This window comes from Snodgrassella alvi wkB2, assembly GCF_000600005.1.
GTDB classification, from domain to species: domain Bacteria; phylum Pseudomonadota; class Gammaproteobacteria; order Burkholderiales; family Neisseriaceae; genus Snodgrassella; species Snodgrassella alvi.
The window spans coordinates 2,052,499-2,076,822 of the sequence record NZ_CP007446.1 but is presented as its reverse complement, the minus strand read 5'-3'; the positions used below and the strand labels follow the sequence as shown (position 1 = coordinate 2,076,822).

At 42.4% G+C, this 24,324-nt stretch carries 30 protein-coding genes; all 30 read left to right on the top strand.

Annotated features, from left to right (window positions below; all coding sequences use genetic code 11):
* The first annotated feature begins 6 nt into the window (after positions 1-6).
* The 30 genes from SALWKB2_RS09445 (at position 7) to SALWKB2_RS09300 (ending at position 24,295) form a co-directional block, all read left to right on the top strand.
* Entirely contained in the window at positions 7-267 is a 261-nt protein-coding gene (locus SALWKB2_RS09445; protein WP_144353293.1) for a hypothetical protein, read from the top strand.
* A complete protein-coding gene (locus SALWKB2_RS09440) occupies positions 260-610 on the top strand; it encodes a hypothetical protein (RefSeq protein ID WP_025331431.1) in 351 nt (116 codons plus the stop codon). The genes SALWKB2_RS09445 and SALWKB2_RS09440 overlap by 8 nt, the downstream gene beginning before the upstream one ends.
* A complete protein-coding gene (locus tag SALWKB2_RS09435) occupies positions 540-887 on the top strand; it encodes a hypothetical protein (RefSeq protein WP_025331430.1) in 348 nt (115 codons plus the stop codon). Before SALWKB2_RS09440 ends, SALWKB2_RS09435 begins: the two co-directional genes overlap by 71 nt.
* Positions 888-889: 2 nt before the next feature.
* A complete protein-coding gene (locus SALWKB2_RS09430) occupies positions 890-1,489 on the top strand; it encodes a DUF1367 family protein (protein ID WP_025331429.1) in 600 nt (199 codons plus the stop codon).
* A 2-nt stretch (positions 1,490-1,491) separates the two neighbouring features.
* Positions 1,492-1,785, top strand: a complete 294-nt coding sequence (locus SALWKB2_RS09425) for a DUF1364 domain-containing protein (protein ID WP_025331428.1) — start codon at positions 1,492-1,494, stop codon at positions 1,783-1,785.
* A gap of 10 nt (positions 1,786-1,795) precedes the next feature.
* Positions 1,796-2,320, top strand: coding sequence for a hypothetical protein (locus SALWKB2_RS09420; protein WP_025331427.1), 525 nt, complete (start codon positions 1,796-1,798; stop codon positions 2,318-2,320).
* A 243-nt stretch (positions 2,321-2,563) separates the two neighbouring features.
* A complete protein-coding gene (locus tag SALWKB2_RS09415) occupies positions 2,564-3,124 on the top strand; it encodes a ParB/Srx family N-terminal domain-containing protein (RefSeq protein ID WP_025331426.1) in 561 nt (186 codons plus the stop codon).
* A complete protein-coding gene (locus tag SALWKB2_RS09410; RefSeq protein ID WP_025331425.1) occupies positions 3,103-3,786 on the top strand; it encodes an ATP-binding cassette domain-containing protein in 684 nt (227 codons plus the stop codon). The genes SALWKB2_RS09415 and SALWKB2_RS09410 overlap by 22 nt, the downstream gene beginning before the upstream one ends.
* Complete coding sequence (locus SALWKB2_RS11980) at positions 3,726-4,172, top strand: GNAT family N-acetyltransferase (protein ID WP_080690463.1); 447 nt, start codon at positions 3,726-3,728, stop codon at positions 4,170-4,172. The genes SALWKB2_RS09410 and SALWKB2_RS11980 overlap by 61 nt, the downstream gene beginning before the upstream one ends.
* Positions 4,173-4,195: 23 nt before the next feature.
* The gene (locus SALWKB2_RS09405; RefSeq protein WP_025331424.1) at positions 4,196-4,657 is read left to right on the top strand and encodes a helix-turn-helix domain-containing protein; all 462 of its coding nucleotides are present in this window, start codon (positions 4,196-4,198) and stop codon (positions 4,655-4,657) included.
* The gene (locus tag SALWKB2_RS09400; protein ID WP_025331423.1) at positions 4,632-5,918 is read left to right on the top strand and encodes a terminase large subunit domain-containing protein; all 1,287 of its coding nucleotides are present in this window, start codon (positions 4,632-4,634) and stop codon (positions 5,916-5,918) included. Before SALWKB2_RS09405 ends, SALWKB2_RS09400 begins: the two co-directional genes overlap by 26 nt.
* 4 nt (positions 5,919-5,922) lie before the next feature.
* Positions 5,923-7,329, top strand: a complete 1,407-nt coding sequence (locus tag SALWKB2_RS09395; RefSeq protein WP_025331422.1) for a DUF4055 domain-containing protein — start codon at positions 5,923-5,925, stop codon at positions 7,327-7,329.
* Positions 7,301-8,254, top strand: coding sequence for a structural protein (locus tag SALWKB2_RS09390; protein WP_025331421.1), 954 nt, complete (start codon positions 7,301-7,303; stop codon positions 8,252-8,254). Before SALWKB2_RS09395 ends, SALWKB2_RS09390 begins: the two co-directional genes overlap by 29 nt.
* 45 nt (positions 8,255-8,299) lie before the next feature.
* A complete protein-coding gene (locus SALWKB2_RS09385; RefSeq protein WP_198431282.1) occupies positions 8,300-9,070 on the top strand; it encodes a DUF6651 domain-containing protein in 771 nt (256 codons plus the stop codon).
* A gap of 14 nt (positions 9,071-9,084) precedes the next feature.
* Positions 9,085-10,059, top strand: coding sequence for a major capsid protein (locus tag SALWKB2_RS09380; RefSeq protein WP_025331419.1), 975 nt, complete (start codon positions 9,085-9,087; stop codon positions 10,057-10,059).
* A gap of 10 nt (positions 10,060-10,069) precedes the next feature.
* On the top strand, positions 10,070-10,447 hold the full coding sequence (locus SALWKB2_RS09375; RefSeq protein ID WP_025331418.1) for a hypothetical protein: 378 nt from the start codon (positions 10,070-10,072) through the stop codon (positions 10,445-10,447).
* Entirely contained in the window at positions 10,428-10,838 is a 411-nt protein-coding gene (locus SALWKB2_RS09370; RefSeq protein WP_025331417.1) for a DnaT-like ssDNA-binding protein, read from the top strand. The genes SALWKB2_RS09375 and SALWKB2_RS09370 overlap by 20 nt, the downstream gene beginning before the upstream one ends.
* Before the next feature lies 1 nt (position 10,839).
* Positions 10,840-11,196, top strand: coding sequence for a hypothetical protein (locus tag SALWKB2_RS09365; RefSeq protein ID WP_025331416.1), 357 nt, complete (start codon positions 10,840-10,842; stop codon positions 11,194-11,196).
* A complete protein-coding gene (locus tag SALWKB2_RS11720; protein WP_025331415.1) occupies positions 11,193-11,648 on the top strand; it encodes an HK97 gp10 family phage protein in 456 nt (151 codons plus the stop codon). Before SALWKB2_RS09365 ends, SALWKB2_RS11720 begins: the two co-directional genes overlap by 4 nt.
* A gap of 2 nt (positions 11,649-11,650) precedes the next feature.
* Entirely contained in the window at positions 11,651-12,034 is a 384-nt protein-coding gene (locus SALWKB2_RS09355; RefSeq protein ID WP_025331414.1) for a phage tail terminator-like protein, read from the top strand.
* 2 nt (positions 12,035-12,036) lie between these two features.
* The gene (locus SALWKB2_RS09350; protein WP_025331413.1) at positions 12,037-12,585 is read left to right on the top strand and encodes a hypothetical protein; all 549 of its coding nucleotides are present in this window, start codon (positions 12,037-12,039) and stop codon (positions 12,583-12,585) included.
* 41 nt (positions 12,586-12,626) lie between these two features.
* Complete coding sequence (locus SALWKB2_RS09345; protein WP_025331412.1) at positions 12,627-12,977, top strand: hypothetical protein; 351 nt, start codon at positions 12,627-12,629, stop codon at positions 12,975-12,977.
* Positions 12,978-12,988: 11 nt separating this feature from the next.
* Positions 12,989-13,204, top strand: a complete 216-nt coding sequence (locus SALWKB2_RS09340) for a hypothetical protein (RefSeq protein WP_143555382.1) — start codon at positions 12,989-12,991, stop codon at positions 13,202-13,204.
* A 255-nt stretch (positions 13,205-13,459) separates the two neighbouring features.
* Entirely contained in the window at positions 13,460-14,041 is a 582-nt protein-coding gene (locus tag SALWKB2_RS11715) for a hypothetical protein (RefSeq protein ID WP_025331409.1), read from the top strand.
* A 2-nt stretch (positions 14,042-14,043) separates the two neighbouring features.
* Positions 14,044-16,176, top strand: a complete 2,133-nt coding sequence (locus tag SALWKB2_RS09325) for a hypothetical protein (RefSeq protein ID WP_025331408.1) — start codon at positions 14,044-14,046, stop codon at positions 16,174-16,176.
* A gap of 1 nt (position 16,177) precedes the next feature.
* Positions 16,178-17,686: a hypothetical protein gene (locus tag SALWKB2_RS09320; RefSeq protein ID WP_025331407.1), complete on the top strand. Its 1,509-nt coding sequence runs from the start codon at positions 16,178-16,180 to the stop codon at positions 17,684-17,686.
* Positions 17,687-17,772: 86 nt separating this feature from the next.
* Entirely contained in the window at positions 17,773-18,570 is a 798-nt protein-coding gene (locus tag SALWKB2_RS09315) for a J domain-containing protein (protein ID WP_025331406.1), read from the top strand.
* A 661-nt stretch (positions 18,571-19,231) separates the two neighbouring features.
* Positions 19,232-20,089 carry a Rha family transcriptional regulator gene (locus tag SALWKB2_RS11710; RefSeq protein ID WP_051506478.1) on the top strand — a complete coding sequence of 286 codons (858 nt, stop codon included), beginning with the start codon at positions 19,232-19,234 and terminating at the stop codon, positions 20,087-20,089.
* Positions 20,090-20,166: 77 nt separating this feature from the next.
* On the top strand, positions 20,167-23,634 hold the full coding sequence (locus SALWKB2_RS09305) for a tape measure protein (protein WP_025331404.1): 3,468 nt from the start codon (positions 20,167-20,169) through the stop codon (positions 23,632-23,634).
* 94 nt (positions 23,635-23,728) lie between these two features.
* Positions 23,729-24,295, top strand: coding sequence for a hypothetical protein (locus SALWKB2_RS09300; protein ID WP_144353292.1), 567 nt, complete (start codon positions 23,729-23,731; stop codon positions 24,293-24,295).
* Positions 24,296-24,324 lie beyond the last annotated feature (29 nt).

The following is a 24,324-nucleotide window of genomic DNA, read 5'->3' as shown; positions in this document are numbered from 1 at the left end:
CATATCGTGTCTGAAAATACCTGTATAGCTTGCCGTCACTGGACGCTAAGAGAGAAAAATAATAAAGGCGAATATGTCCCCCACGAAATGGCGGCACTCGGATTTGGCTATTGTGCTCATGATGAAAAATGGCACTATTTCCCCGGTCACAGAGAATGTGCAAACAACAAATTTGAGCCTATAGCCGAAGATCTGAGAATAAAGCGCGAAGAGTGGGAAGCCCGAAATAATAAGCGGAGTAAGTATGTCAGGAGGCAGCATGGATAAGCAGCCGGATGATTATGTTGAATCCCCTTATGAACAATATCAGGCATGCAGAGCCTTATGGGGAATGGTCATTATTCAGGCATTGCAGGACGCTACTGAAGCTATAGGCGATTCCAGAGATCTGGATAGGGCAGTTAGGCTGGAAATGGGTTATTTCAGGAGTAGAGGTTTTCAAGAAGTCTGCGCTCTAGCAGAAATCTATATAAGCCCGGATGACATTGAAGCAAAGCCGCGTGGCTTAAGAAACTGGAAAAACAAATACTGGAGAAAAGATGTCAAAAAATTTTTACGCACTGGGAAGATTAAAAACCGGACAAAAAAACAAAACAGAAGAGGCATATGAGCTGGAAGTATTAAAGCCGGCCATGCAGGACGGATCAGTAAGCTGGTACCGGTTTGAAAGCGTAAAACTCAGGCTAGCAGATAACACCTTTTACACACCGGATTATTGCGTTATGCGCAGTGACGGCACTATGGAAATGCATGAAGTAAAAGGCTTCTGGCAGGATGATGCAAGGGTAAAAATCAAAGTAGCCGCTGATATGTACCCGCTTAAATTTATTGCGGTAAAACGCCAAGCCAAGAAGAACGGCGGAGGCTGGAGCATTGAGGAATTTTAATCATGGAATTAGTAGCAGTTAAGGCAGTTGATAACAGCTTGCGACCAGTTACAGCAATTGATGCCGATAGCCTCAAAGGATTTAAAGTGGGCCAACCGGTAAAGATACAAGTAACAAGACAAAAAGACCGGAGCCTGTCTCATCACCGTTTATTCTTTGGTGGCTTACTGCCTTTTGCTTTTGATTACTGGCAACCGGCAGGCGGAGTTATTAGCCCTAAAGAACGGGATGTTGTGCTGTGGATAGCTAAGAGGCTGGATAAGTTCGCCGGTAATAAAGGCATTATTGTTACAGCCGCAGAGGAAGCACTTAACTTACTGGCTAAAAAGCGCGCCGAAAAACTGCCCGTTATAGACAAAGACATTGATTCATTTCGTCGCTGGCTAACTATTGAAGCCGGATATTTTAATATTTGCGTAACACCGGCTGGTGTAGTGAAAGAGCCTAAATCAATCAGTTTTGCCAGTATGGATCAGGACGAGTTTAACGCCTTTTATAAAGCCTGTTTTAACGTTTGCTGGAACATGATTTTATGTAACCGCTTCTCTAGTGAAGATGAGGCGCAGCAGGCTATTGATCAGCTTTTATCTTTAGGGAATTAATCATGAGCAAAATAACCCGATCAGCACGAGGACAGCAATGTCAGGTATGCATGCCCGGTATTTGTAACGGTAACTCTGAAACAGTGGTTTTCGCTCATTACAGGCTGGCAGGCAGTTGCGGTACCGGAATTAAACCCAGTGACCTTTTAGGCGCATACGCATGCAGTGCCTGCCATGATGAGGCAGATAGAAGAACAACAATACTGGATGTAGAAACCGCTCATCTGTACCACGCAGAGGGCGTGCTGAGGACGCAACTGCTACTAAACAGCCAGCATTTGATACAAATAGCTTAGGAGCTGAATAATGTATGAATCAATAGATCACATGCTGTGTGAAGTGTTTTTCATAAAAAATACGCTAATCATGGGCAAAAGTAATTCAGCGCGCATTGAGGAATGGATTAAATCCAGAGGCGTAGTCGACAGAAGTAAATCAGGGCTAAGCCAGCATGATATGCATGCAAACAGTTCCATGCTGTTAACCCGTGTAGAGCGTATTTTAAATGATATTGAATGGACGCTGATTAATGCAGAATACGGCTATAACCTGTCCGGTATTATTGATTTAACAAACTACGTATTAGCCAGAGATTCATATATTCAGCCGTTAGAGTGCGATACCTTGCTGGAATACCTTTTTACCAAGAATAAAACCTATATACAGCTACAGGATAAATTCGACTGGGGTGCACAGAGGCTGAACAGGAAGTTATCCCATGTTAAAACCATCATTAACAAGCTGCATTGTGACTGTATAGATAAGCTAGAGGTCGGAATGGGTGATATTTTGGTTAAATTAGGTAAAAATTTGGAATATTCAAGCTTTTAGCATTGAAAAAGCGGGAGTGAAAATTTATAATTATGCTATGTTTCGGATAAGACATAAGATAAAGATATATAAACCTTATTCGCGCGATTCAGTATCCATATTAATCAGCCAAAAAGGCTGGTTTTTTGTTGGGTTAAGTAGCAAATTACTTATATTACATATGATATTAATTTATAGCGGGTTGGCTAATAGCTAATCCGCTTTTTTGTTGGTGTTTTATTTTTCAGGGTTAAGCAGTAGTTTATGACGGGCAGTAAAAATTTAGTTGTAGTGTATCAGGATGTAAAACAAATTAACGCGTATGTGAATAATAGTAGGACGCATACGCATGAGCAGATCAATCAGGTAGCTAATTCAATCAGGGAATTTGGTTTCACTAATCCGATTCTGATTGATGAGCAGCACAACGTTATAGCAGGGCATGCGCGGCTTGAGGCTGCGATAAGTCTAAGCATGAATGAGGTGCCTTGTATTATTCTGCACGGGCTTACAGAATTGCAAAAGAGAGCATATCTGATTGCAGATAACCAACTGGCTTTAAATGCCGGGTGGGATTTAGATATTTTGCGCGCTGAAATTGAGGCATTAGAACTCAATGAGTTTGATATTGATTTACTGGGATTTGATGAGGATTTTTTCAAAGATCCGGTAAATGAAGTTACTGACTCCAAAAAGCCACCTAAAGAACAAGTCTTGGAGACTAAATTAGTGGTTGAGGTTGAAGTTGCCGATGAGGTTCAGCAAGAAGAAATATTTAATGAATTATCTGCCAGAGGGTATCAATGCCGCATTTTAGCTTTGTAAGGAAACACACCCCAAGTAAGTCATTTAGAACGCAATCAGTTATAGATAAATTTGATTTAAGTGACGAGAATCACACCATTACATTTTCAGGAAATATAGATTTGCCGGCTAATTGGCAAATAGGGCTTATTGTTGGAGCTAGCGGAACAGGTAAAACAACCATAGCAAGAGAATTATTTGGTGATAATTATGTTACTGAATTTAATTACAGTAATAATTCTGTAATTGATGATATGCCTGCAAACAAAAGTGTTAATGAGATTTGTTCTGTATTTTCCTCAGTAGGTTTTTCATCGCCTCCATGCTGGGTTAAACCTTACCATGTATTGAGCAACGGGCAGAAAATGCGAATTGATCTGGCTAATGCAATTTTAGCTGAAAATAAAATGTTTGTTTTTGACGAGTTTACTAGCGTTGTAGATAGACAGGTTGCACAGGTTAGTAGTTATGCTGTTCAAAAGGCAATAAGAAAATCAGACAAGCAGTTTATTGCTATTAGTTGTCATTATGATGTAGAGGACTGGTTATTGCCTGATTGGGTTTTTGATACAAATTTAATGGAGTTTAGATTAGCTGGTAAAAAAAAAGACCGCCGCTCCGAATGCAGGTTAAACGTATCGACAAAAGCCACTGGCAGAGTTTTAGCAAATATCATTATTTAAGTCATTTTCATATTGCAGCAGCAAAATGTTATGGCGCATATATCGAAAATGAATTAGTTGGATTTTGTAGCGTTATGCGTTTCCCTCACCCTAAGTTAAAGAATCTCATAAAAGTGCATAGGCTGGTTGTCTATCCGGATTATCAGGGGTTAGGAATAGGTATGCGATTGTTAGAAATTGTTGCTGATAACTATATTCAACATAATCAATTCGGGATAGTTACCTCATCGCCTCAGTTAATAAAGTCCTTAAACAATAGCCCGAAGTGGGGGTTAATAACACAGGGAAGAAATGCACGTGGAAACGGAAAAATTAATGGAAGCAAAAGGACTAAAAATACTGATAGCAGACATCGATACACAACATCATGGCGATATAAAGGATAACAAAGAAATAAGGGATTAATAACATGGCAAGACCAACAGACTACAGGCAAGAGTATGCCGAACAGGCACGCAAACTGTGTCTGTTGGGTTTTACTGATAAGCAGCTAGCCGCTTTTTTTGGTGTAAACGAAAGCACGATTAATAGATGGAAAGATAAATATCCTGAATTTTGCAAGTCCATAAAAAGCGGTAAGGTTATCGCAGATGCACAGGTGGCAGAATCGCTGTTTAAAAGAGCTACGGGCATCGAAGTAACGGAAGTAGAGGTGCGCGATGACGGCAAGAAAAAGGTTAAGCGTGTAACTAAAAAACACATACCGCCTGATTCTACTGCCCAGATATTCTGGTTAAAGAACAGGCAGCCTGAACTATGGCGAGATAAGCCCACAGTCGAAAATCCAGCACAGGAGGCGGTACCGGTGCAAATTATTGTGCAGACCGTGGATGCAAGGGCAAGTAATGACAACGATTACACCGATACTTAATACTCCTCAATCCAGATTCTACAACCTAAATAAGAAATTCAGGGCGTTTGTTTCAGGGTTTGGCGGCGGGAAAACATGGGTAGGCGGATCTGCAATGTGCGCGCGTTTCTGGCAGTTCCCTAAAGTAAACCAAGGTTATTTTGCTCCGACATACCCGCAGATCAGAGATATTTTTTTTCCTACTATAGAAGAGGTGGCGTCTCAATGGGGGCTCAGGGCTGATATTAAGTATGCTAATAAAGAGGTCGATTTTTATGAAGCTGGGACCAGCATCTACCGTGGCACAACAATATGCCGTTCAATGGATAAGCCAGACACAATTGTCGGCTTTAAAATCGGGCATGCTTTGGTTGATGAGCTGGATACGCTTAAAAAAGAAAAAGCCCTCCAGATCTGGAATAAAACAATTGCCCGTCTGCGTTATAAGATACCCGGCTTAACAAATGGCATAGATGTAACCACTACACCAGAGGGTTTTCGCTTTGTTTATGAGCGGTTTGTTAAGGATATCAGAGAAAAGCCGGAGCTGGCCCAGTTTTACGGATTAATACAGGCAAGCACTTTTGATAACGCTGCTAATCTGCCTGATGATTATATTTCCTCGCTATATGCCAGTTATCCGCCTGAACTAATCAAAGCGTATTTAAACGGGCAATTCGTCAATTTAACATCTGGTGCGGTTTATAACTGCTTTGACAGAGAGGCAAACAGCACTACAGCCACGATAAAAGAGGGAGAACGGCTGCATATCGGTATGGACTTTAACGTACTGAAAATGGCCGCGGTTGTTTACGTTTTGCGCAATGGGATTCCGTATGCAGTTGATGAACTGGTTGATGTGCGTGACACGCCGGAAATGTGCAATTTGATTAAAGCGAAGTATCCGGACCATCAGATTGATATTTACCCAGACGCCAGCGGACAGAACACCAGCAGCAAAGATTATTCAAAATCTGATTTATCGATAATCAAAAAAGCCGGTTTATCCGTTAGGGTTGGGAAATCCAACCCAGCCGTTAAGGATCGGATTAATGCGACCAATGCCATGCTGCTGAATGCAAACAAAGAAAGGCGCATGTTTGTTAATCCGCAAAAATGCCCGCGTTTTACAGAAGCATTAGAGCAGCAGGCATATGACAAAAACGGTGCGCCTGATAAATCCAGCGGTATCGATCACGTGATAGATGCCGGCACGTACCCGATTGCGTATTTGTACCCAATACAGAAACCGGCACATGGCCGGTATGATCTCAGGATGTAGTTATATGAGTAATAACCCAGATTTTAAATCCGAAATAGTTCGGCATATGCATGGCATTAATGAAAAGATTAACGCTTTATTAGGCGGTACTCAGGCTATGCGTCGTGCCGGGCCAAGGTTTTTGCCTAAAGAAGAAGCCGAAAGTGACGAAAAATATAATCGGCGTTTAAAAATGTCTGTGTTATATCCGGCTTACGAGCAAACAGTGGCACAGATGGTAGGCAGAACATTTGCTAAGCCGCTGATTATCGAAAAGGTCGCCGATAGCTTAAAAGAGTATTTAGCAAACTTTGATTTAAAAAATAACAATATTGATGTGTTTTGCTCCAAATGGTTTTATGACGCAATGGCACATGGTGTCAGTTATGTAGTTGTCGACTATCCGCCTGCAGATGATAACTATACTGTTGCAGATGTTAAGCGGTTAGGTTTGCGGCCATATGTAACGCATGTACCCTTTAATAGCGTATTAGGCTGGCGTAGCGAGACCATACAAAATATAGAGGTATGTACGCAGTTCCGTTACCGGACGGCTGTATTAGAGCCTGATGGTGCTTTCGGCGAGAGGATAACAGAACAAATTACTGTTATGACACCAGGTAAAGTCACTGTTTACCGAAACGGGGAAAACGGCTGGACACTACATTCTGAAAAAGAGCTGAGAATAGGCGGCAAGCCGCTGGATTATGTGCCGGTGGTTGCTTTTACACCAGAACGCATAGGTTTTTTTGCAGGTAAGCCGGTTTTAGAAAATCTGGCAGAGTTAAATATACGCCATTGGCAGGCGCGCAGTGATCAGGATTATCTGTTGCACTTTATCAGCGTCCCGCTCATGTATTATTCAGGTGACCGCGAGGTATCCGAACTCACCTCAGGTGTTGGCACCATGCTGCAATTGGGAACAGATGAGCAGATAGGCTATATTGAGCATAGCGGGCGTGCTGCTGAAGCAGGTTGGACAGGGTTAGACCGAATTGAATCTGATATGAAAGTTGCCGGTGCTAAGCTGTTAACCCGTACCAAGCTGGCTATGACCGATTCGCAGGCAAAAGAGGAGCAAAGCAAGGAAATCAGCCTGCTGCGACATTACGCAAATTTATTTGAAAGCGCGATAGACAGCGCATTGGATATGATGTCTAAGTGGCTAAGCAGTAATGAACAGAGCCACGTTGAAATTAGCGGCAATTTAGAGACTGATGATACCGTTGAGGGTATGAATGTAGTTATTACATTAAATACCAATGATATCGTTAGCAGACAGACCGTTTTTGAAGAGGCTAAGCGGCGCGGGGTTATTTCCAATCAGGCAGACTGGGAAGAAGAAAAGAAGCGTCTGGAAGCTGAACAGGACGCCGTAAACGCGCCTCAAATGGATTTTAGCGATGACAACCAACCAGCAGATAGCAAATGAGCTGATAACACGCCAGCTTGATGTGATCCGTGTTGAAACAGGGCTTGAAAATGACTTACAGAGGCAGATTGGGCAGTTAGAGAGAAATATTGAAGTCCTGATCGCTGGTGTTGATTTAACTGCGCTAAATAAAACGCAGTTAAAGCAGTTGCTGAAACAAATCGAACTGGCTATTGATGATTTTTACAGTAGTTGTGAAGAACAAATACAGCAGACGATAAACGACATAGGTGACAATGAAGCCAGCTATCTGCCACGTTTATTTATATCAGTTACGGATGACAATAGCGGAATTAAACATCTCTCAGATGCGCAGACAACCAGCCTAACGGCTGGTATTTTATTGGGCGGGCTAACCCTGAAAGAAACATTTACAGCACAGAAAGCGCAATTATTTAGCGCAATTAAACGCCAGATCAGAACTGGTGCAGTTGATGGACTGATACCTGATCTGGCTGGCGTTTTCAAAAAGGCTAATAACTGGATTAAGGCTACAGTACCCACAGCGGCCGGAGCAATCAGGAATCAGATTATTTATGCCTTTGGTCGTATGAATAGCAAGGTGAAAGGATGGCGGCATTATTCAATAATTGACGAAAGGACATCAGCAATTTGTTTTAGTCGTAACCATTTAATATGGGACAAAGATAAACAGCCTATCGGGCATGATCAGATTTTTCAGCTTCCGCCTTTGCATTGCCGGTGTCGCAGCAGTGTGCTGCCGTTAACCGATTTACAGGCAGAATTCGACGGAATGACAGGTGAAAAATGGATTAATTCCCGTTCCTTAACTCAATTACAGGAGCAATTCGGCAAAGGGATCGGCAAAATGCTGAAAACAGGTAAGGTGAATGTCAGCGATATCGTTAAAAACGGCGGCTTACAGTCTATGACCCTTAACGAATTAAGAGAAAAGTATCAGTAGTAGTTTTTAATTTAACACCCGGACCGCTCAGGCGGTCCTTTTTTTATGCGAACAGGAGAAAAAATGCTTTTGAAGTTAAAACTTGATGACGCCGGTCATGTCGTTGTGCAAGACGGGAAGCCGGTTTATGTGAACGAAGACGGAAAGGAAATCCCATATGATGTAAATCAGGCTAACAACAAAATCAAAGAGCTTTGCAACGAAGCCAAAACACACAGAGAAGCTAAAGAGGCGGCCGAACAAAAGCTCAGGCAGTTTGATGGCATTGAAGACCCGGAAGCGGCGCGGAAAGCTATCGAAACGTGCAATAACCTTGATAGCAAGAAATTGATTGATGCCGGGGAGGTAGAGCGGCTTAGGGCAGAAATCAATAAGGTCGCAAATGCCAGGATTGAGGAAGCAAATAAGAAAACGGAAATAGTAACGCAGCGACTTTACGATGAAAAGATAGGCGGCAGCTTTGCCCGTTCAAATTTCATTAAAGACAAGCTCGCTATACCTGCTGATATTGCTCAAGCTGTTTTCGGCAAAAATTTCAACGTGTCAGGTGATAACAGGATTATCGCTAAAGACAATAACGGCAATGAGATTTACAGCCAGATCAATCCGGGCGAGCCTGCCGCTTTTGATGAAGCTCTCGAAATTCTGGTGGGCAATTACAAAAACAAAGACAGTATTTTGCGGGGCAATCAGGCAACCGGCGGAGGAACAACCTCAGGCAATGCAGTAGCAAAAGGCATACCAGCCACTTATGCAGAATGCAAAACACCAGAGGAACGACGCTTATTTATCCAGACTAAAGCAGCAAATAACTAATAACAGGGAGTTTTATGCCATTTGATCTTGAAGTTTTTAATAGTGAAACCTACACCGCGATGACAGAAACGGTGGATCAGGATATCAACAAATTCAATGAAGCCTCACAAGGGACGATAACGTTAATTAATCGGCCGTCCAGAGGTGATGAGGATATTAAATCCAGCTTCAAAGGCGTTGCTGATCTTATTCGACGGCGGAATGTCTATGGAGACGGAACAGTAAACTCTGTCCGTTTAACCCAGACAACAGAAAACAGCATTAAAGTAGCGGCAGGCACGCCACCTGTTGAATACTCACCAAGTCAATATACTTGGATTCAACAGAACCCGACCGATGCAGCGATAGTGATTGGCGAACAATTAGGCAAGGCACGTCTGGCTGATATGCTGAATACTGGCATTATGTGTGCCGTGGCGGCTATTCAGAATAATCCAAAAGCAATGCGAGAAAGTAGTGTTAATGCTGCTGCGCTACCCAATACAGCCGCATTATTTGGCGATCGTGAAAGCGCAATTAAAGTATGGGTTATGCATTCGGCTTGTGCCTCAGATTTACTCAATCATGCTTTAAATAATTCTGAAAGATTATTCTCATACGGAACGGTAAATATCACCAAAGATGTAGCAGGACGAATATTTATTGTGACTGATAGCCCATCGCTGGTAACGGCTACAGATCCGAATGACCGCGAATCCATAACAGGTTATAACACCTTAGGCTTAACCGAAAGCGGCATTGTAGTAAGTGATAACGCAGACTATAAATCAGCAATACAAGATCTTCTTGGCAGGGAAAATCTGGGCGTTATGCATCAATCCGAATGGTCGTATAACGTAGCCGTTAAAGGTTATAAATGGGATATTACTAAAGGCGGTGCTTCCCCGACGAATCTTGCACTTGCGACAGGTACCAACTGGATGCAGGTACCCGCCAGTGTTAAAAATACTGCCGGTGTACTGGCTAAACTTGAACGTACATATATTTAAAAGGCAAATTATGGCTAAAAAATTATATTTTATGTATGGCTTAGACCCAGTAAAAGTACAGGAAGCTGAGAGTAAAGGCTATCTTGTACGTGATGTCAGTATGTATCGTGACGGGGATAGTATAGAGCTATGCGACGAAGCAGCCGGAGAAGTGCCGGAGCCTTACAAGCAATTTGTAAGGCAGGACGAAGCCGTAAGTGATACCGGCAAGAATGCAGAGGGAAGCAGTACGCCCAATACGGTTAAGGAGCTGAACGAAGCCTTGCTGAAAATGGGCGTAGAAATACCGCCGGCAGCTAAGAAAGCCGAACTGTTAGCCTTGTATCAGCAGCATACGCAATCGCAAAATGCGGGCGATGGTGAGCAAAATGATCAGGGTGCCGAGTGATAGCTATGTCAGTATAGAGCGGGCGGACGCTTATCATTCTATTCGCCCGTCACAGGCGGAGTGGGCAGCTTTAGAGACAAGCCAAAAGGAATTGCGGCTTGTTGCTGCCTCAGATTACATAGATGCCTGTTACCGTTTGCGCAATGACCTGAATCGGAAGATGCGGGCAGGAGACGAGGCTGTTATTGAGCCGGTATATAAAGCCGTTTGTGAGCTGGCGTTAAAAAACGGGCTGTTTGATAATGGTGAACAAAAACGGCGGGCGGTAACAGTGGCGGATATCTCGGTTACTTACAGTGACAGTACTGGTGTGCGCTTTGAATATGTAGATGCATTACTTGCACCGTATATTAAAAGCAGCTTTAACCAGATACCGGTTTTACGAGGGTGATATGACTTTCGATTATAAAGAACTTGGGATTATTGCCGTTGAGCTGCTAAAAGAGTTCGGGCAGCTTGTTACTATCATGCGAAAGACTGGCGAGCAGTATGATCCTGCTACAGGCACTAATCAGCAGGTAATAGAGACTTATACCGGCTATGGCTGCGCTTTTCATTACAGTAACAATGAAATTGATGGCATGCGCATTTTGACTGGTGATATGGTGGTATTGTTGGAAAACATGGCCACCACACCAGTTATCGGCGATAGTGTACTGGTTAACGATATGGAAATGCGTTTAATCAGTATTGAGCGTGTAAGCCCTGCTAATATTGATGTAATTTATAAATTGCAGGTACGTCAATGAATTCGTTTGCTTCTCAAATAGAGGCAATGCTGAATAAGGCGCGCAATAAGGCTGATAATATTGTTTCAGAAGCTGTACTGGATTTGCAGCAGCAAATGGTTGATGCCACACCTGAGGATACAGGGCAGGCTAAATCTAACTGGTTTGTTGAAGCGGATCAGTGCAGCGGTAAAACAACCAAAGACACCAGTAAGGGCAATTTAGCGGAAGCCAGACAATTGCTGTCGCGCCTGAAAAGCGGTAAATCCCGTCCTGCCTATTATTATTTGTTCAGCAATTTGCCCTATATCCGCGTGCTGGAGTACGGGCTATATCCTAACCCGCCTAAAGTTCCGACAGGCAAAACGGTTAACGGTTACTCCACTCAGGCACCGCAGGGCTTTTTCCGTCTTACAGTTGCCGGATGGCAGCAGACGGTACAACGAATTGCTGAGGCGAAGAAAGACGAATAATAATGCTATTTAATCATATCAGTAACGCATTGGAGCAGCGGCTTGCCGCCTTACCCAACGCGCCACCAGTTTACTATGACAACCAAGTCCCTGAGATTCCCCCTAAAGGGGCTTTTTTTATAGCCAAAAATCTGCCTAAGCCGACCATTATAGACACGCTTGATGCCACTGAAATTTACAGTGGCATTTTTAGTATCAACGTTTATACACCGGCGGGAACAGGTAGAGCGATGGCAGAAAACTATGCAGATGCACTGCATGGTTTTTTCTTTAATAAACGATTTAACGGATTGCTTACATCAACAGTGAGCTGCTCACAGGGAATGACTACTGCAACGCATTACATGGTCAATGTAAGTATCCGCTATCAAACAATTACGGAGTAAATATGGCGACATTAGCACGCGCAATTCCGTCCGACGGATTAGTGATGCAATTCTCTTTTTATGATTCGAAGAAACAGGAATATGGTGAGAATATTCAGCTTTGCGGTCATGACAGCTATGATTTTAAAGATGGCAAAACTGATAAGCACGACACAACAGATTTTTGCCAGGCAGCTAAAGGCACAAAATCATTTATGGCGGGGGCTAAAGACAATGGCACATTATCCATTAACTTAAAGCGTTTTGACCCCAGACAGCCGGCTTTAGCTGCTTACATGAATGCGCTAGTCAATAGCCTGTTAAAGGTGAGGGTGATTTACTGCGACCCTAATGCAGAAGCGATAGATGTGGATGTCTGCACTTTTTTCTGTCAAAAGGAAGTCAATCCGAGCTGGAATAGCAAAGTTGGGGAGGTTTTAGGGGGCTCAATGGAATTATCAACCGTTGCCGATGCTGCGTGGACAACGGAAAACTATACGCCGGAAACTCCCAATATCCCTGAAACGCCGGAAACACCTGAAAACCCTGGTAAATCGCAAAAAACCAAATAAACCGCAGCCGCTTTAAGCGGCTTTTTTAATGGAGATTAAAAATGAAGAATGCCCTAAAAATTGACTGGAGTAAATTTGCAAAACCCAGCATTAAAACAGTTCAAATAGATAACTATGGAAGTATTGATTTAAAAGCCGAAATGTCCGGTCAGGATCTGGTTGAATATTACGATGTTATTTTATCGCACCATAAAAACGATTCTGTTAACAACGCTGTATTGTCTGCGCATTTAGTCCGTCTGATGGTAGTAAATGAAGATGGCGAACCGGTTTTCCAGAGTGTTGAAGATGTCCTGAAGTTGCCATCAGAACTCATTATGGCGATAGCAAGAAACATTCAGGGCGAAAAATCTTTATCCGACGGGAGTATTGATTCAGAAGCAAAAAAATAATGGAACAGCCCATGCGAAGAATGCTGTTAGCGTTATCGCGTGAGCTGCATACGCCGTTATTCGTAGTAGCAACATGGCCGAAAAGCGAGATATTAAGCCAGATTGCTTATAACCTAACCCAGAATGAAGATTGGCGCAAAGAGTATGAGCGCAAACAGGTTATAAAACTGAGTGCAAAAGAACGTGCCGAACTAGCTAAAGAAATGATGGGTCAAGAAAGCGGTTAAAAAAATGAGTTGCTGCGGAAAAAAGCCAGCACCAAGTGCTTTTATAACAGCAAGAAATAAAATCAGTACATTTGTTGCGAATTATCGTGAACGCCTGGAAATTTGCGGCAATTGTACTGATTTAAAGCGGTTTCATTCTATTGTGCCGCTTGGAACTCCTGCTACAAAAGGCGACAGGTGCGGCAAATGTAATTGTTATGTTATTGCTAAAGCGGCTTTAACTAATCAGAAATGTCCTAATGGGAAGTGGTGAATATGTTTACATTCTGGCTAGATCCTGAAATGACATCAGAGGCAACCAGTCCATATCCTGTTACTTACAATGGCACAGGATCAGTGGATATAGTTTTGTATTATGGCAGTAATGATGCTCAGGAAATGGTGGTATCCGTTACAGATGCGCCTATTACGCTTACACCGGTAAGTATGCTTGAGAAGTGGAAGCCTAGAAAATACTACAAAGCGGGAGAGATTATTGAGCCAACTGTTTCAAACGGTTTTATGTACAAGTGCACAACACCAGGCAGCAGCGGTGATGGCGAGCCGGAATGGGGAGCAGGGCACATCGGGACCACGATTAATTCCGGAACGGCGCAGTTTACTCATTACGGGGCAAAGTTTGTACCCAGTGATGTGCGGCTGGCATTAAACAGAGCCGGACTGGATAAAGCGGATGCTGGCTCCGGTGTTAGTCTTGGCAAAAGTTTGCAGGGCGGCTCACCGGTTGCAATTTACATGCGCCTAACTAACCGTTTTACGGACGTACGCAACGACAGTACAGATCCGTGTATTTATATTGGAACAAATAAGCTTCGATTTAGCAAACAGGCAATTTAATCATGTTAAATAATTCAGCTTTGAGCCATGCGGTGCTGGCAACAGATACGGCAGACGGCGAATCAGTGCTACTGCTGGCATTAGGGCAGTCTGTGGAATCGCGCGAGGAAACAGGCATGCTGCTGGCGTTGTCTCAGTCTGTTATTGATGAGCATGAAACGGAAACCAGATTACTGCTGGCACAAGTTGTTAATTATGAAGTTGATGGAATGTTGCTGGGGTTGGCACAAACAGTTGCAGGAAACGTCTCATTTGCGCCCATGAATGGCTTGCAGTCGATCGGGCTGGATTATCAGAATTATGCGGTAAAGGTGTATATCAACGGTGATGAGATAGATCCGTGCAAACTAATGCGCAGTTGTGAAATCAACTATACCGAGGGCGAATCTGCTAAAGCCACTTTATATCTTAAAGAAGAATGCGGCGAAGTGGATATGTACCTTTACTATAACCAGCCAATAACGATTTACATTCAGAACAATAAATATTTTTATCCCTTGTTTACAGGGATTGTGGATACGCCTGATATTGATTTTCTGAAATACACAAGGACATTAACGGCAAGCAACGACCGCAGCAGTTCAATTGAAAAACTGGGTACAGATACTATCCGTAAAATCGGTTACTGGTGTGAAAGTGTTTTCGGGGAGTTATCAAACTATGAAACACTTAATGCTGAACTCACAGACAGACTAAGTACTGTTCCTGCGTCTTTTGACTTTGATGCGCGCGGGCAGGCAGTTTTAACCGGATGGCTGCCTAAAGCTAAAGCAGACTGGACGTTAACTAATTGCGATTGTTATGAGCGGCAGGTTAGCTTTAAGCTGGGTGGCGCAACATCGTTAGTCAATCGCGTAGAGATAGAAGTACACCATCAGTTTGACCGCCTGTTTCATCGTGAGAATTATTTTGAGTATATTTATTGCGGCTTTCAAAATGATATTGATTACATCAAAAATGTCCGACATGAGGGGCCGCCGCCTAAATATGATGATGTTTACAGCGCAGCAACCGGTGGCGGATGGCTGGTAGGTAATTTCCGTGCAAAGGGTACGCCGCCCAGCGGATGGTATGGCACAACCTATTTCAGCGCGACTGATTATGAATATCAGTACCAGCCAACCGGTGATAAAGACGCAAACGGCAACCCTATTGTTAACGTTGTGCAGGTTGCAAAAACCACGGCAAAAGGCGATTTATATGCTATGCGTGCGAGCTGGACGGCTATGCGCCGCTGGAAACAGGGGATTGATGAAAAGTATCAGCTCGTGATCACTAATACACCTTCAATTCAGTTGCATGGCGTAAAAAAGGAAAAATTAAGCTTCACGATTAAGCAGGATGCCGATAAAGACAAGATTGCCAAAAACTGGGGGAATGAAAAGAAATATTTCAGGCCAATGGGGACCAGCCAGGCAAACGGTGATTACACCATTAATGTCGATAATATTATTCCTGATGAATATGCACGTGCAATGCAGGTTATTTATCATGTTGCATATACAAAGATACTGGAATCACACCGGCACAATGAGCTTAATTTAATTACTAAGTTTGCACCGGCAATTAGCCTTGATAATACCATTTTTGTTAATACAGACAGGTTTAAGGGTAATGTTAAGGTTAAAAGTTATACGCATAAGATGGATTTTTTATTCTTAACTAGCGAGACAGATATCACAGGCGCATGTTTTATTAATCCGCTTAGTAATAATAGTAATTTAACCTTAACGCCTAATCCGCCGCCACGTCCCGAATTACCTTTGTCCACTTATAACCCTTATATCGTCCTCAAAGATTATGTGGTGCCTTTTGGTGTGAAGATTATTGAGAATGATCCGGACAGTGACAAAAATCCTGATGAGACTGAAAGCCAGCCAGACAAACCTGCAGGCGGCGATTCAATTGGCTCAGGGAAATCATCGTTTAAGCTTTATCGCTGCCAGGGTTATGTGCGTTATGAAACCGGTTTTTATTATTACGATCGGCCGGTAAAGCGCGGCTATGCATTTCGTGTTCAAACTGAAGATATTGAGCAGGCAAGTACCGATACGGCAGAAATTGACGCTGGCGTAACGGATTACGAAGTAACTGTGCCCAATAATGATATTCATGTATCTATAAGGTGTTATTAGTATGAGCAATAAGCAGCTTCTGGATAATTTAAAAAAAGTATTAGGACTTACGCCCAAATACGAAAAGCTGGACCAGCGCCCACGCGTACTAGGTGGAGTGGGTTTATCTAAAATGCCGGCTAAGCAAAAAGAGGGTAAAGCCTGTCTGAAAAGTACGGATTTACTGAGCTTTGACGATGCCGGCAAGCCATCTACAGAAAACGCACAGATTATAGAGGGTTTATTTGACATCAATACCGGACGCCAGTTTCGGGTTTTTCTTGATCCTGCCGCGGAAATATGTCCGGACAGTAAAATTAGTCATTTTAGCCAGAATACATGGTACAAATTGCAGTTAAAAAATCAGTACAGGGCAACGCTTAAACGATTGCTTAATGAATATGATGCGCCGATATCTGTAAGAACATGGTGGCCGCCGCTGGATGTGCTCACCGCACCGTTAGCGGGCGGGCAAATGTCCATACTTAGGGCGGATTACGGCATGGCCACCCTGGATGGGGTAGTTTATAAAATGCTAACGCAGAACGAATTAAATGCACCGGCATTTTTTAGTACCGTCCCCTTGTTTTCCGGCCTATTGAAAAAAAGCCCGGAGCAGTACAAGCAAGCCGTTGAGGAGATTAATAACTACTTTTGCGGTTATCTGAACGAAGCCAATCAATACAACGATTCATCGTGGGCTGAGCTGTATTTCCGTTATAGCGACCGGACAGAATTCGAAATAAGCAGCTGGGACAGTAAAGCAAAACAGATAATTGATTCTACTGAGAAACGCGAAGGGAAAAAAATTCCGCGCAGAGATGAGGTTGAACAATATTACAAATGGACGTGCGCCAGTGCGCCGTTGACTTACTGTGCCGTTATTGACCACCAGTCACTTTCTGCAGACGAAGCATACTGGGGCATCGCGCCGGAGCCGCTAGGCTTATACGATTCGCGCTGGAAATGTGCGGACGACTTAGCCATAGGCGTGGATTTAATCAGCGATTATGCCCTAAAAAGTGCCGGCCTTAACTCTAAGGACGATGTGAATGCTGGTAATGCGTCACAGGTGAAATTTGCTGATCACTTTATCCATTGCTTTGAAGATTCAGACGGCGTGCAGCAGTTCATCGGCGGCAAAGATATCAGTCTGTACTGGCGTGATAAGTACGACGAGGACGGGAATCCGACCACTGATAAGGATTACCAGCTGTTTACTACGGTCAAAGGCGACGGAATAACCCACCTGTGGAGCCTGGATATTTATCCGGACAAAGGCATTATTGACATGAAATTTGATCCGGTTAATGCAAAATTTATTCCTATGCACCCGGTTACGCCAGATCTGTTACCAACTGGCTTGAATGATTTAAGCGGATTAAATATGCAGGATAAAAACGGGAATTTATATGCGCTCACATTGAGTGCAGACGGTTTCCAGCTCCATTGCGCTTTAACGGGTAAGATTTGGGATATTCGGCACAATGAGTATATTTTGATTGATTCTGCCTCTAATAACCCTGCCTGAATATGATGCATGCCTGTGTAAATTCTCATTAATTTTGAAACGGGTTTATGTTATTCTTTGCATATTAAAATTAAAGGATAACAGCAATGGCGTTTGTGAATTTATATGCGCTTTTGGGAGTTGAGCCAACAGCAACAGAGACAGAGATAGTAAAGGCAATGCGGCAGTTGGCGCAGCTTCAATTAGTATCTTTAGAAGATCTGAAGCTTTGTAAAGATACCCTGTTAAATCCTGAGGAACGCAAAAAATACAATGCGCAGCTATTTGCTGAATATCCGGAGGTGTTAGAGGAGTTAACTAAACCAAAAACAAAGGATAAGCCAAATACTCAGGCGGTAGAGAAAGATAGGGATATTGAAGAGGATGCATTAAATGAGCTTAGCTTAAAAAAACCGTTATTAGCTCTGAATTCAAAAGCAATGCCTATCTATAATGAAAATACTGGTGAGGTAAGATTAACATTTGTCGGACAAAGTTTTTTTCCTTTGATAGTTGGGTTTTTTACGCCTTTACTGATTGGGGATTTTATTGGATTCTTAATGTGTTTAGGTTTGTATACTGTACTTGCTATAGTAATAGGCATAATGCTCGGTATGTTTGGAGTATTTATGATGGCATTTATATTCAATGTAGTATTGTGTCTGCAATATTGTAATTTTTACACTTTAAGAAAAATTAAAAGCGGTTTTAAGCTATGCGGTACGGTTGAGCAGAAAAAAATAGCAGCAAAGTGGTTAAAAATAAAATTAACTCCTAACAATACTATTTCTAACATCCCTAAAATTATTTACGAACAAAAATCAGTTATAGATATAATTTTCGCGGTGATTATATGGTTTTTCATTATTTTGACAATATTTGTACAAATAGCATTGTTAAGTTGATAATTTAATTTTATAACCAGTTATTTAAATTCATTGTCGCAAAAAATGCCCGTAAAGATTCGTATTCTTTGCGGGCTTTGTTATTCAAGGAGTGTATATGAAAGCTATTAATTTCACACCCAAAGGATTACGCAAAACCATGTGGACGGCTACGTTAATTATTCTGATGATTATAATTGCGTGGAGATTGCCTGAGATTATCAGCGCAATTAGATAATCGAATGGTTGAAAACAAAGGCATCATAGCTATTTCCCAAAATCGGGAAATAATGGTAAGTCTTTGATTTTCGCTAGAAGCCGAATTTTCGGCCGTTAGGGAGATAAATGTAAATTATTGATTATTCCTAGAAACGTAAAATTGCGTTTCTAGGAATAAGTAACCATCTTAATGTTCAGATTGACAAATTCGTTTAGGCTTGGCATTATTTAATCCGAGGTTTCAAAGCCTTTAACAAGCGGTAATCACCCCGTCAGCGTGATTTTTTTGTGTCCATGATTCTATCAATGTCTACTAATCCAATTGACATATGATTCCTTTATGGCCGAGAGGGTGAAGAATACAATACCCGCAAGGGGAATAATTCCAGCCTACTTGTTAAGGTCTTTGAACCTCTCGGCCACCCTTTTGGGTTAATTTCAAGATATTAACAAGGAATCTATCATGAATGCAGTAGCTATCGACTTTGAGCAATTCGTTCAAATTAACCATTCCAAGCCAGTAACAACCAGTGAATTTGTAGCCAAAGCATTTGGTAAAAAGCATTGTGACGTTTTGCGCAAAATTGAAGAAATTTTCACGCAAGTACCTGATTCTTTCGGAGAACGTAATTTTGCGTTGCTCGAAAAAGAGGTAAAAAGTAATCTTGGTAATGGCACTTATAAAACCAACTTATACGAACTAACAAAAGATGGTTTTATATTATTGGTAATGGGTTTTACCGGTAAGAATGCTATGTCAATCAAAATAGCTTACATTAATGCGTTTAATGCTATCGCGGAAAAGCTCAGACGGATTCAGGCACAACAGCATGTATCAATCAGCCACCTAATCAGTAAAGAACAGGCAGATACAATACAACGCGCAGTAGAAGAGCGCAGCCAGCGAACAGGCGAGCCGTATCAGAAAATATATGCTTGTTTGCATACCTATCTGAACATCGACAGTTACAGAGCCATGCCGGTTGAACATTACACCGCTGCACTGAAATACTTGGAAAGCATACCGAATGCGCCTGATATGTTTAAATCTGCTGTTGTTGAAAACAATGTTTTGCGTACCATCAATGCAGACGGACGCTGGCTGGTAATTGTTAAAAATAACAGAGTTACATATGCAGAGAATATCAACGGTTATAACTGTATCAAGACTGATGTGTTTAAAAAACTGTTGATACAGACAAAGCAACAGGCAGAGTATCTGATGGAGCTGGCAAAACGCATGAGAGTAATATACGGAGAATGCGACAGCTCAAGGCTAGATCGCCCGATTGAAGAGCTGCACTCTAAGTTTATAATTTGATTGTATAAAAATTCAAGCCAGCCATGCGCTGGCTTTTCTATTGCAGCCTTCGGGCTGCTTTTTTATTGGAGCTTATCATGTCTGATATTGCAGAATTAACCGCAGTAATACGCATAGATGATGTGCAGTTTGCTAGTGAACAGTCGCGTTTAATTAAGTTATCAGATCAGCTAAATATAAAGTTTGATCAGATAAAGCAGACCGTGAGCGGCTACGCAAAAAAAATCAATACTGCCTCAGTAGAGATAAAACGACTAACTAAGAATCAAAGTAGTTTGGCATCTTTTACTGATGTGACTGCTGCTGCTCTGAATAAAAGTAACACCAGCCTAAGCAAGGCATCTGAAAAGTATAAACGCCTGAGTAAAAGCGTTTTGCAGGCAAAATCCGCCTTTGATGCTTTTGCCGGTGTTAGTGTCGCTACAGCCTCACTAGGCACGGTCGAACAGTTTCGTAGCGAGATTAATAAACTTAAAGACGACCTTAAAATCAAAACTGATTTGGCTGTAAATATCAAAATGGGCGATTCTGCCGGCTTTGTAACTGAGCATACAAAGGTACTTAACCTGCTTGATCAGGCAACTACCAAAGTTAATTTAGCAACTAAAGCATTCTCAGAATATAACCAAAAATTCAAAGCTTTAAACACCATTACTAAAAACTGGTTGCAATCGCAGGAAAAGGCCGGCACAAACATTGAAAAAATGACTGCCGCTGCTGAGCAAAATGCTGCCGTTACCAGTAAATGGACGCAGAATCTGCAAGCGTTACAGAAAGAAGTTACGCAATTAAAAGTATCATCTAAAGAGATGGCCAGTATAGGGCTTGTTCCCGGAAGTGCTAACGAAGTAAAACATGTGCGCGGAGAAGTAGAAAAGCTGAAAGGCGAATTAGATAAGGTAAAAGCAACAGCTCCTGAATTGAAGAATGCCTTTTCCAGTATTGCTAAATATGCCATCGGTGCCTTTAGTATAAATGAAGTTAAAGGCATGATGGATGCCTATACCACTTTGACTAACCGCATCAAGCTGGTTACTAACTCAGAAAAAGAGTTAAAAGAAGTAAGGGCTGAATTAGCGCGTATTTCAAGCAGCACAGGACAGAATCTGGACGCTACCGCAGCTATTTATCAGCGATTGGCACAGGCTACTGATCAGACCGGCTTATCAGGTGAGAAGCTGCTCACTATTACTGATCTTGTTAGTAAGGCTATGGTAATCGGTGGCGGCAGTGCCCAGTCTCAGGAAAATGCCCTTATCCAGTTAGGGCAGGCTATGGCGTCTGGCAGATTAAGCGGCGAAGAGCTTAACTCTGTTCTTGAACAGGCACCCGGTTTGGCAATGGCAATTGCTAAAGGCATGGGTGTATCTGTTGGCGCCTTAAAAACATTAGGCAGCAGTGGCAAGATTACATCACAGCAGCTTGCTGATGCTATCCTGAAGCAATCTACACAGATTCAGTCTGATTTTTCAAAAACCAGCCGTACAATTGATCAGGCATTGCAAAACATCAAAACGCAGTTAACCATGTTCATAGGAGGAAGTGGTGAAGCAACCGGTGCCGCTAAGATATTAACGACTGCTTTGCAGGCTGTTGCCAATAACATTGATTTAATTGCTACGGCGGTAGTTGGCTTTCTGGGACTAAAACTTGCGGCATATCTGCTGGCTACTACTGCCGAAGTGGCTGCCTTTACTGCATCACTGGTGTTACAGGCCAGCGTAGCAACAAAAGCTGCACAAGCTAATGGTGTATATGCTGCTTCACTTGGTGCAATAAAAAGTAGTGCTGCTGTTCAGAATATTTTATCTATAAAAGATAGTGTAAAACAGTTAGGAGTGGCTATTACGGCATTGCGTGCAACTGCTATTGGCGGATTTGCAACGGTTGCAAGCGTTGCGGCTGCTGCAACTTTTTCAGTATATGAAGCCGGCAAGTCTATAAATGCATTACTTAATGACCAAGACCCGCATAATACGCTTAGCAATACATTTGATAGCCTTTTAAGAAAAGTTGGATGGCTTACAAATGATGTTGATACGTTAGGTACCCGTTTATATGATTTGTTACATAATGCGGCTGGTAAATTTCATCTTAGCGGCTTATTTAGATTGAAAACAGATGAAGAAGAAAATGCAGCCAAAGAAAAGGAGCAGCAACGAAAGGAATATGAAGCCAAACAGAAAGACCCAAAAACAGCAGATCTGAGTAAAGAGGCTGTTGATATAAAGGATAACTTGCAAAAACTGGCTAAAAACACAGAAAAAGCCGCAAATGAGCTTGGAAAATCTAAAGAGCAATTAGCTAGAGAAAATGCTGATAGGTTGTTGGAGCAGTTTAAATCCAAAACCCAAAATGCAGAAGCAATTAAAGCTGCTGAAGAGTATACAGCCAGAGCTAAAGCGGCAGCAACCAAGCTTGAAATAGGCGAGCTTAGCCAATCAATAACCGAAGCACATGCCAGAATTGCTGAAACAGTTAAAAACTTTGGTAAGACATCTGAGGAAATTGAAATCTCTAAGCAGCAAATAGCCTTGGAAACAATGGCGCGGAAAGGTGCCACGGCGGTTGAAGTAGAAGCAGCAAAAGCAAAGATTGAAGATACCAAAAAGCTATATGATCATCAAAAGGCGTTAGAGGCTGAGCAGAAAAACCGCGAAGAAAACACCAAATACATACAAGACATGAAGACTAAGGCTGCGGAACTGGCAGCGGAAGTATCAGGTGGTAAGGATGGATTAATTGCTTTTCAGCTCGCTGTTAAAAATGCATCAGCAGAAACAATCCGCCAGGCTCAGGTTACTAACAAGGTAGTGGAGCAGCTCCATGCGCAGTTACAGATTACACAGACACTAACAAGTTTGAGTGATCAGGTAGCTAAGCTTGGAATGAATGATACTCAGAAACAGCTTTATGACCTGAAAAAGCAGGGCGCGACATCTGAGCAACTGAATATGGCTAAGTATTATCTTGACCAGATAGAGCGTGATAAACAATTGCAGGACAAGACCCGCAAAGCCGCTGAAAAATTAGATACGGCGGCTGTTTCTTTAACTGAAACAGCAAAATCAGTCGGGAATATCAGCATGTTCAGCAAAGAAGCCCGCGCCAGAGAGGAGGCAGAATGGGATAGAAAACGACAGGAAGAAAAAGACAGTAGCGCAATCGGCTTTTTTACCGGTAAGGAGCAAGTTGATAACCTGACTGTGGGCAAACTGAATTTACCCGATTTCAATAAAGATCTGGGACTTGCCGGGCTAAAAATTGACGGGAAAGGGGATGCCAAAGGGAAAATGTTTGAGCTTATGCAGGCTTCAAAAATTGAAGCGCAGAATCTGTTTGTTAGTAACAAGATGGCTTCTGAAACCAGTAGCAGAACACCAGAAACCAAACAGAAATCCGGACCCGTAGAAACACTGAAAATAGATTTTTCTTATAACGGCAAAAAGATTATGGGAGAAGTGCTGGCTAATCCAAATTTTACAAAAGCATTGCGTCACTTTTTCGAAAATATGATAGCAGATCTGGCAAAAAATCTGGCTTGATTTAATGCCTTTTCAAACAAGTATAAGTACACCGGTCGGCAGGCCGGTTTTTTTATGAGGATTAAAAATGTCTTTCACTTTTTACAGGGACGAGATGATGACAATCACAGCAAACGATTCTTATCAGCTCGATTTTAACGGAGCAGGCAAAACCGAGTTCCGGCTGTATTTCGGCAGCCCGTACAGTCACGAAACGCTGAGGCCGGTATCGGACCAGCAGATAATGCTAATACTCAATAGCTGCTTAAAAAAATGGCAACCTAACTACAGTTACAGCATCGGGAATATCGTTGAGCCGACTATAGCTAATGGCTGCATGTATCAGGTATTAGATAATGACCGTACCAGCAGCATTGAGCCGGAATGGAGTACTGTCCCAAACACCCAGTGCAGTTCCGGCAGAGTAACCTTTGCCAATCTGGGTGAGAAATTTCAGCCAGACGACATCAAAATGTCATTAACACATGACGGATTAGACAAGGCTGCACCGGGAACTGCTTTGCAACTAGGAGAACAGCTTAAAGGGGGCAAATCCATTCCTGTTTATTTCAGGATAAACAATCCAAGCAGCGCTGCGCGCAGTGATCGCTCAGATCCAAGCGTTAGCCTTAGTTTGAATGCTACGATCACTGAAACAATTGCACATACAGGAACGTTATAAATACACAATCTCCATAGGTAATCTGAATC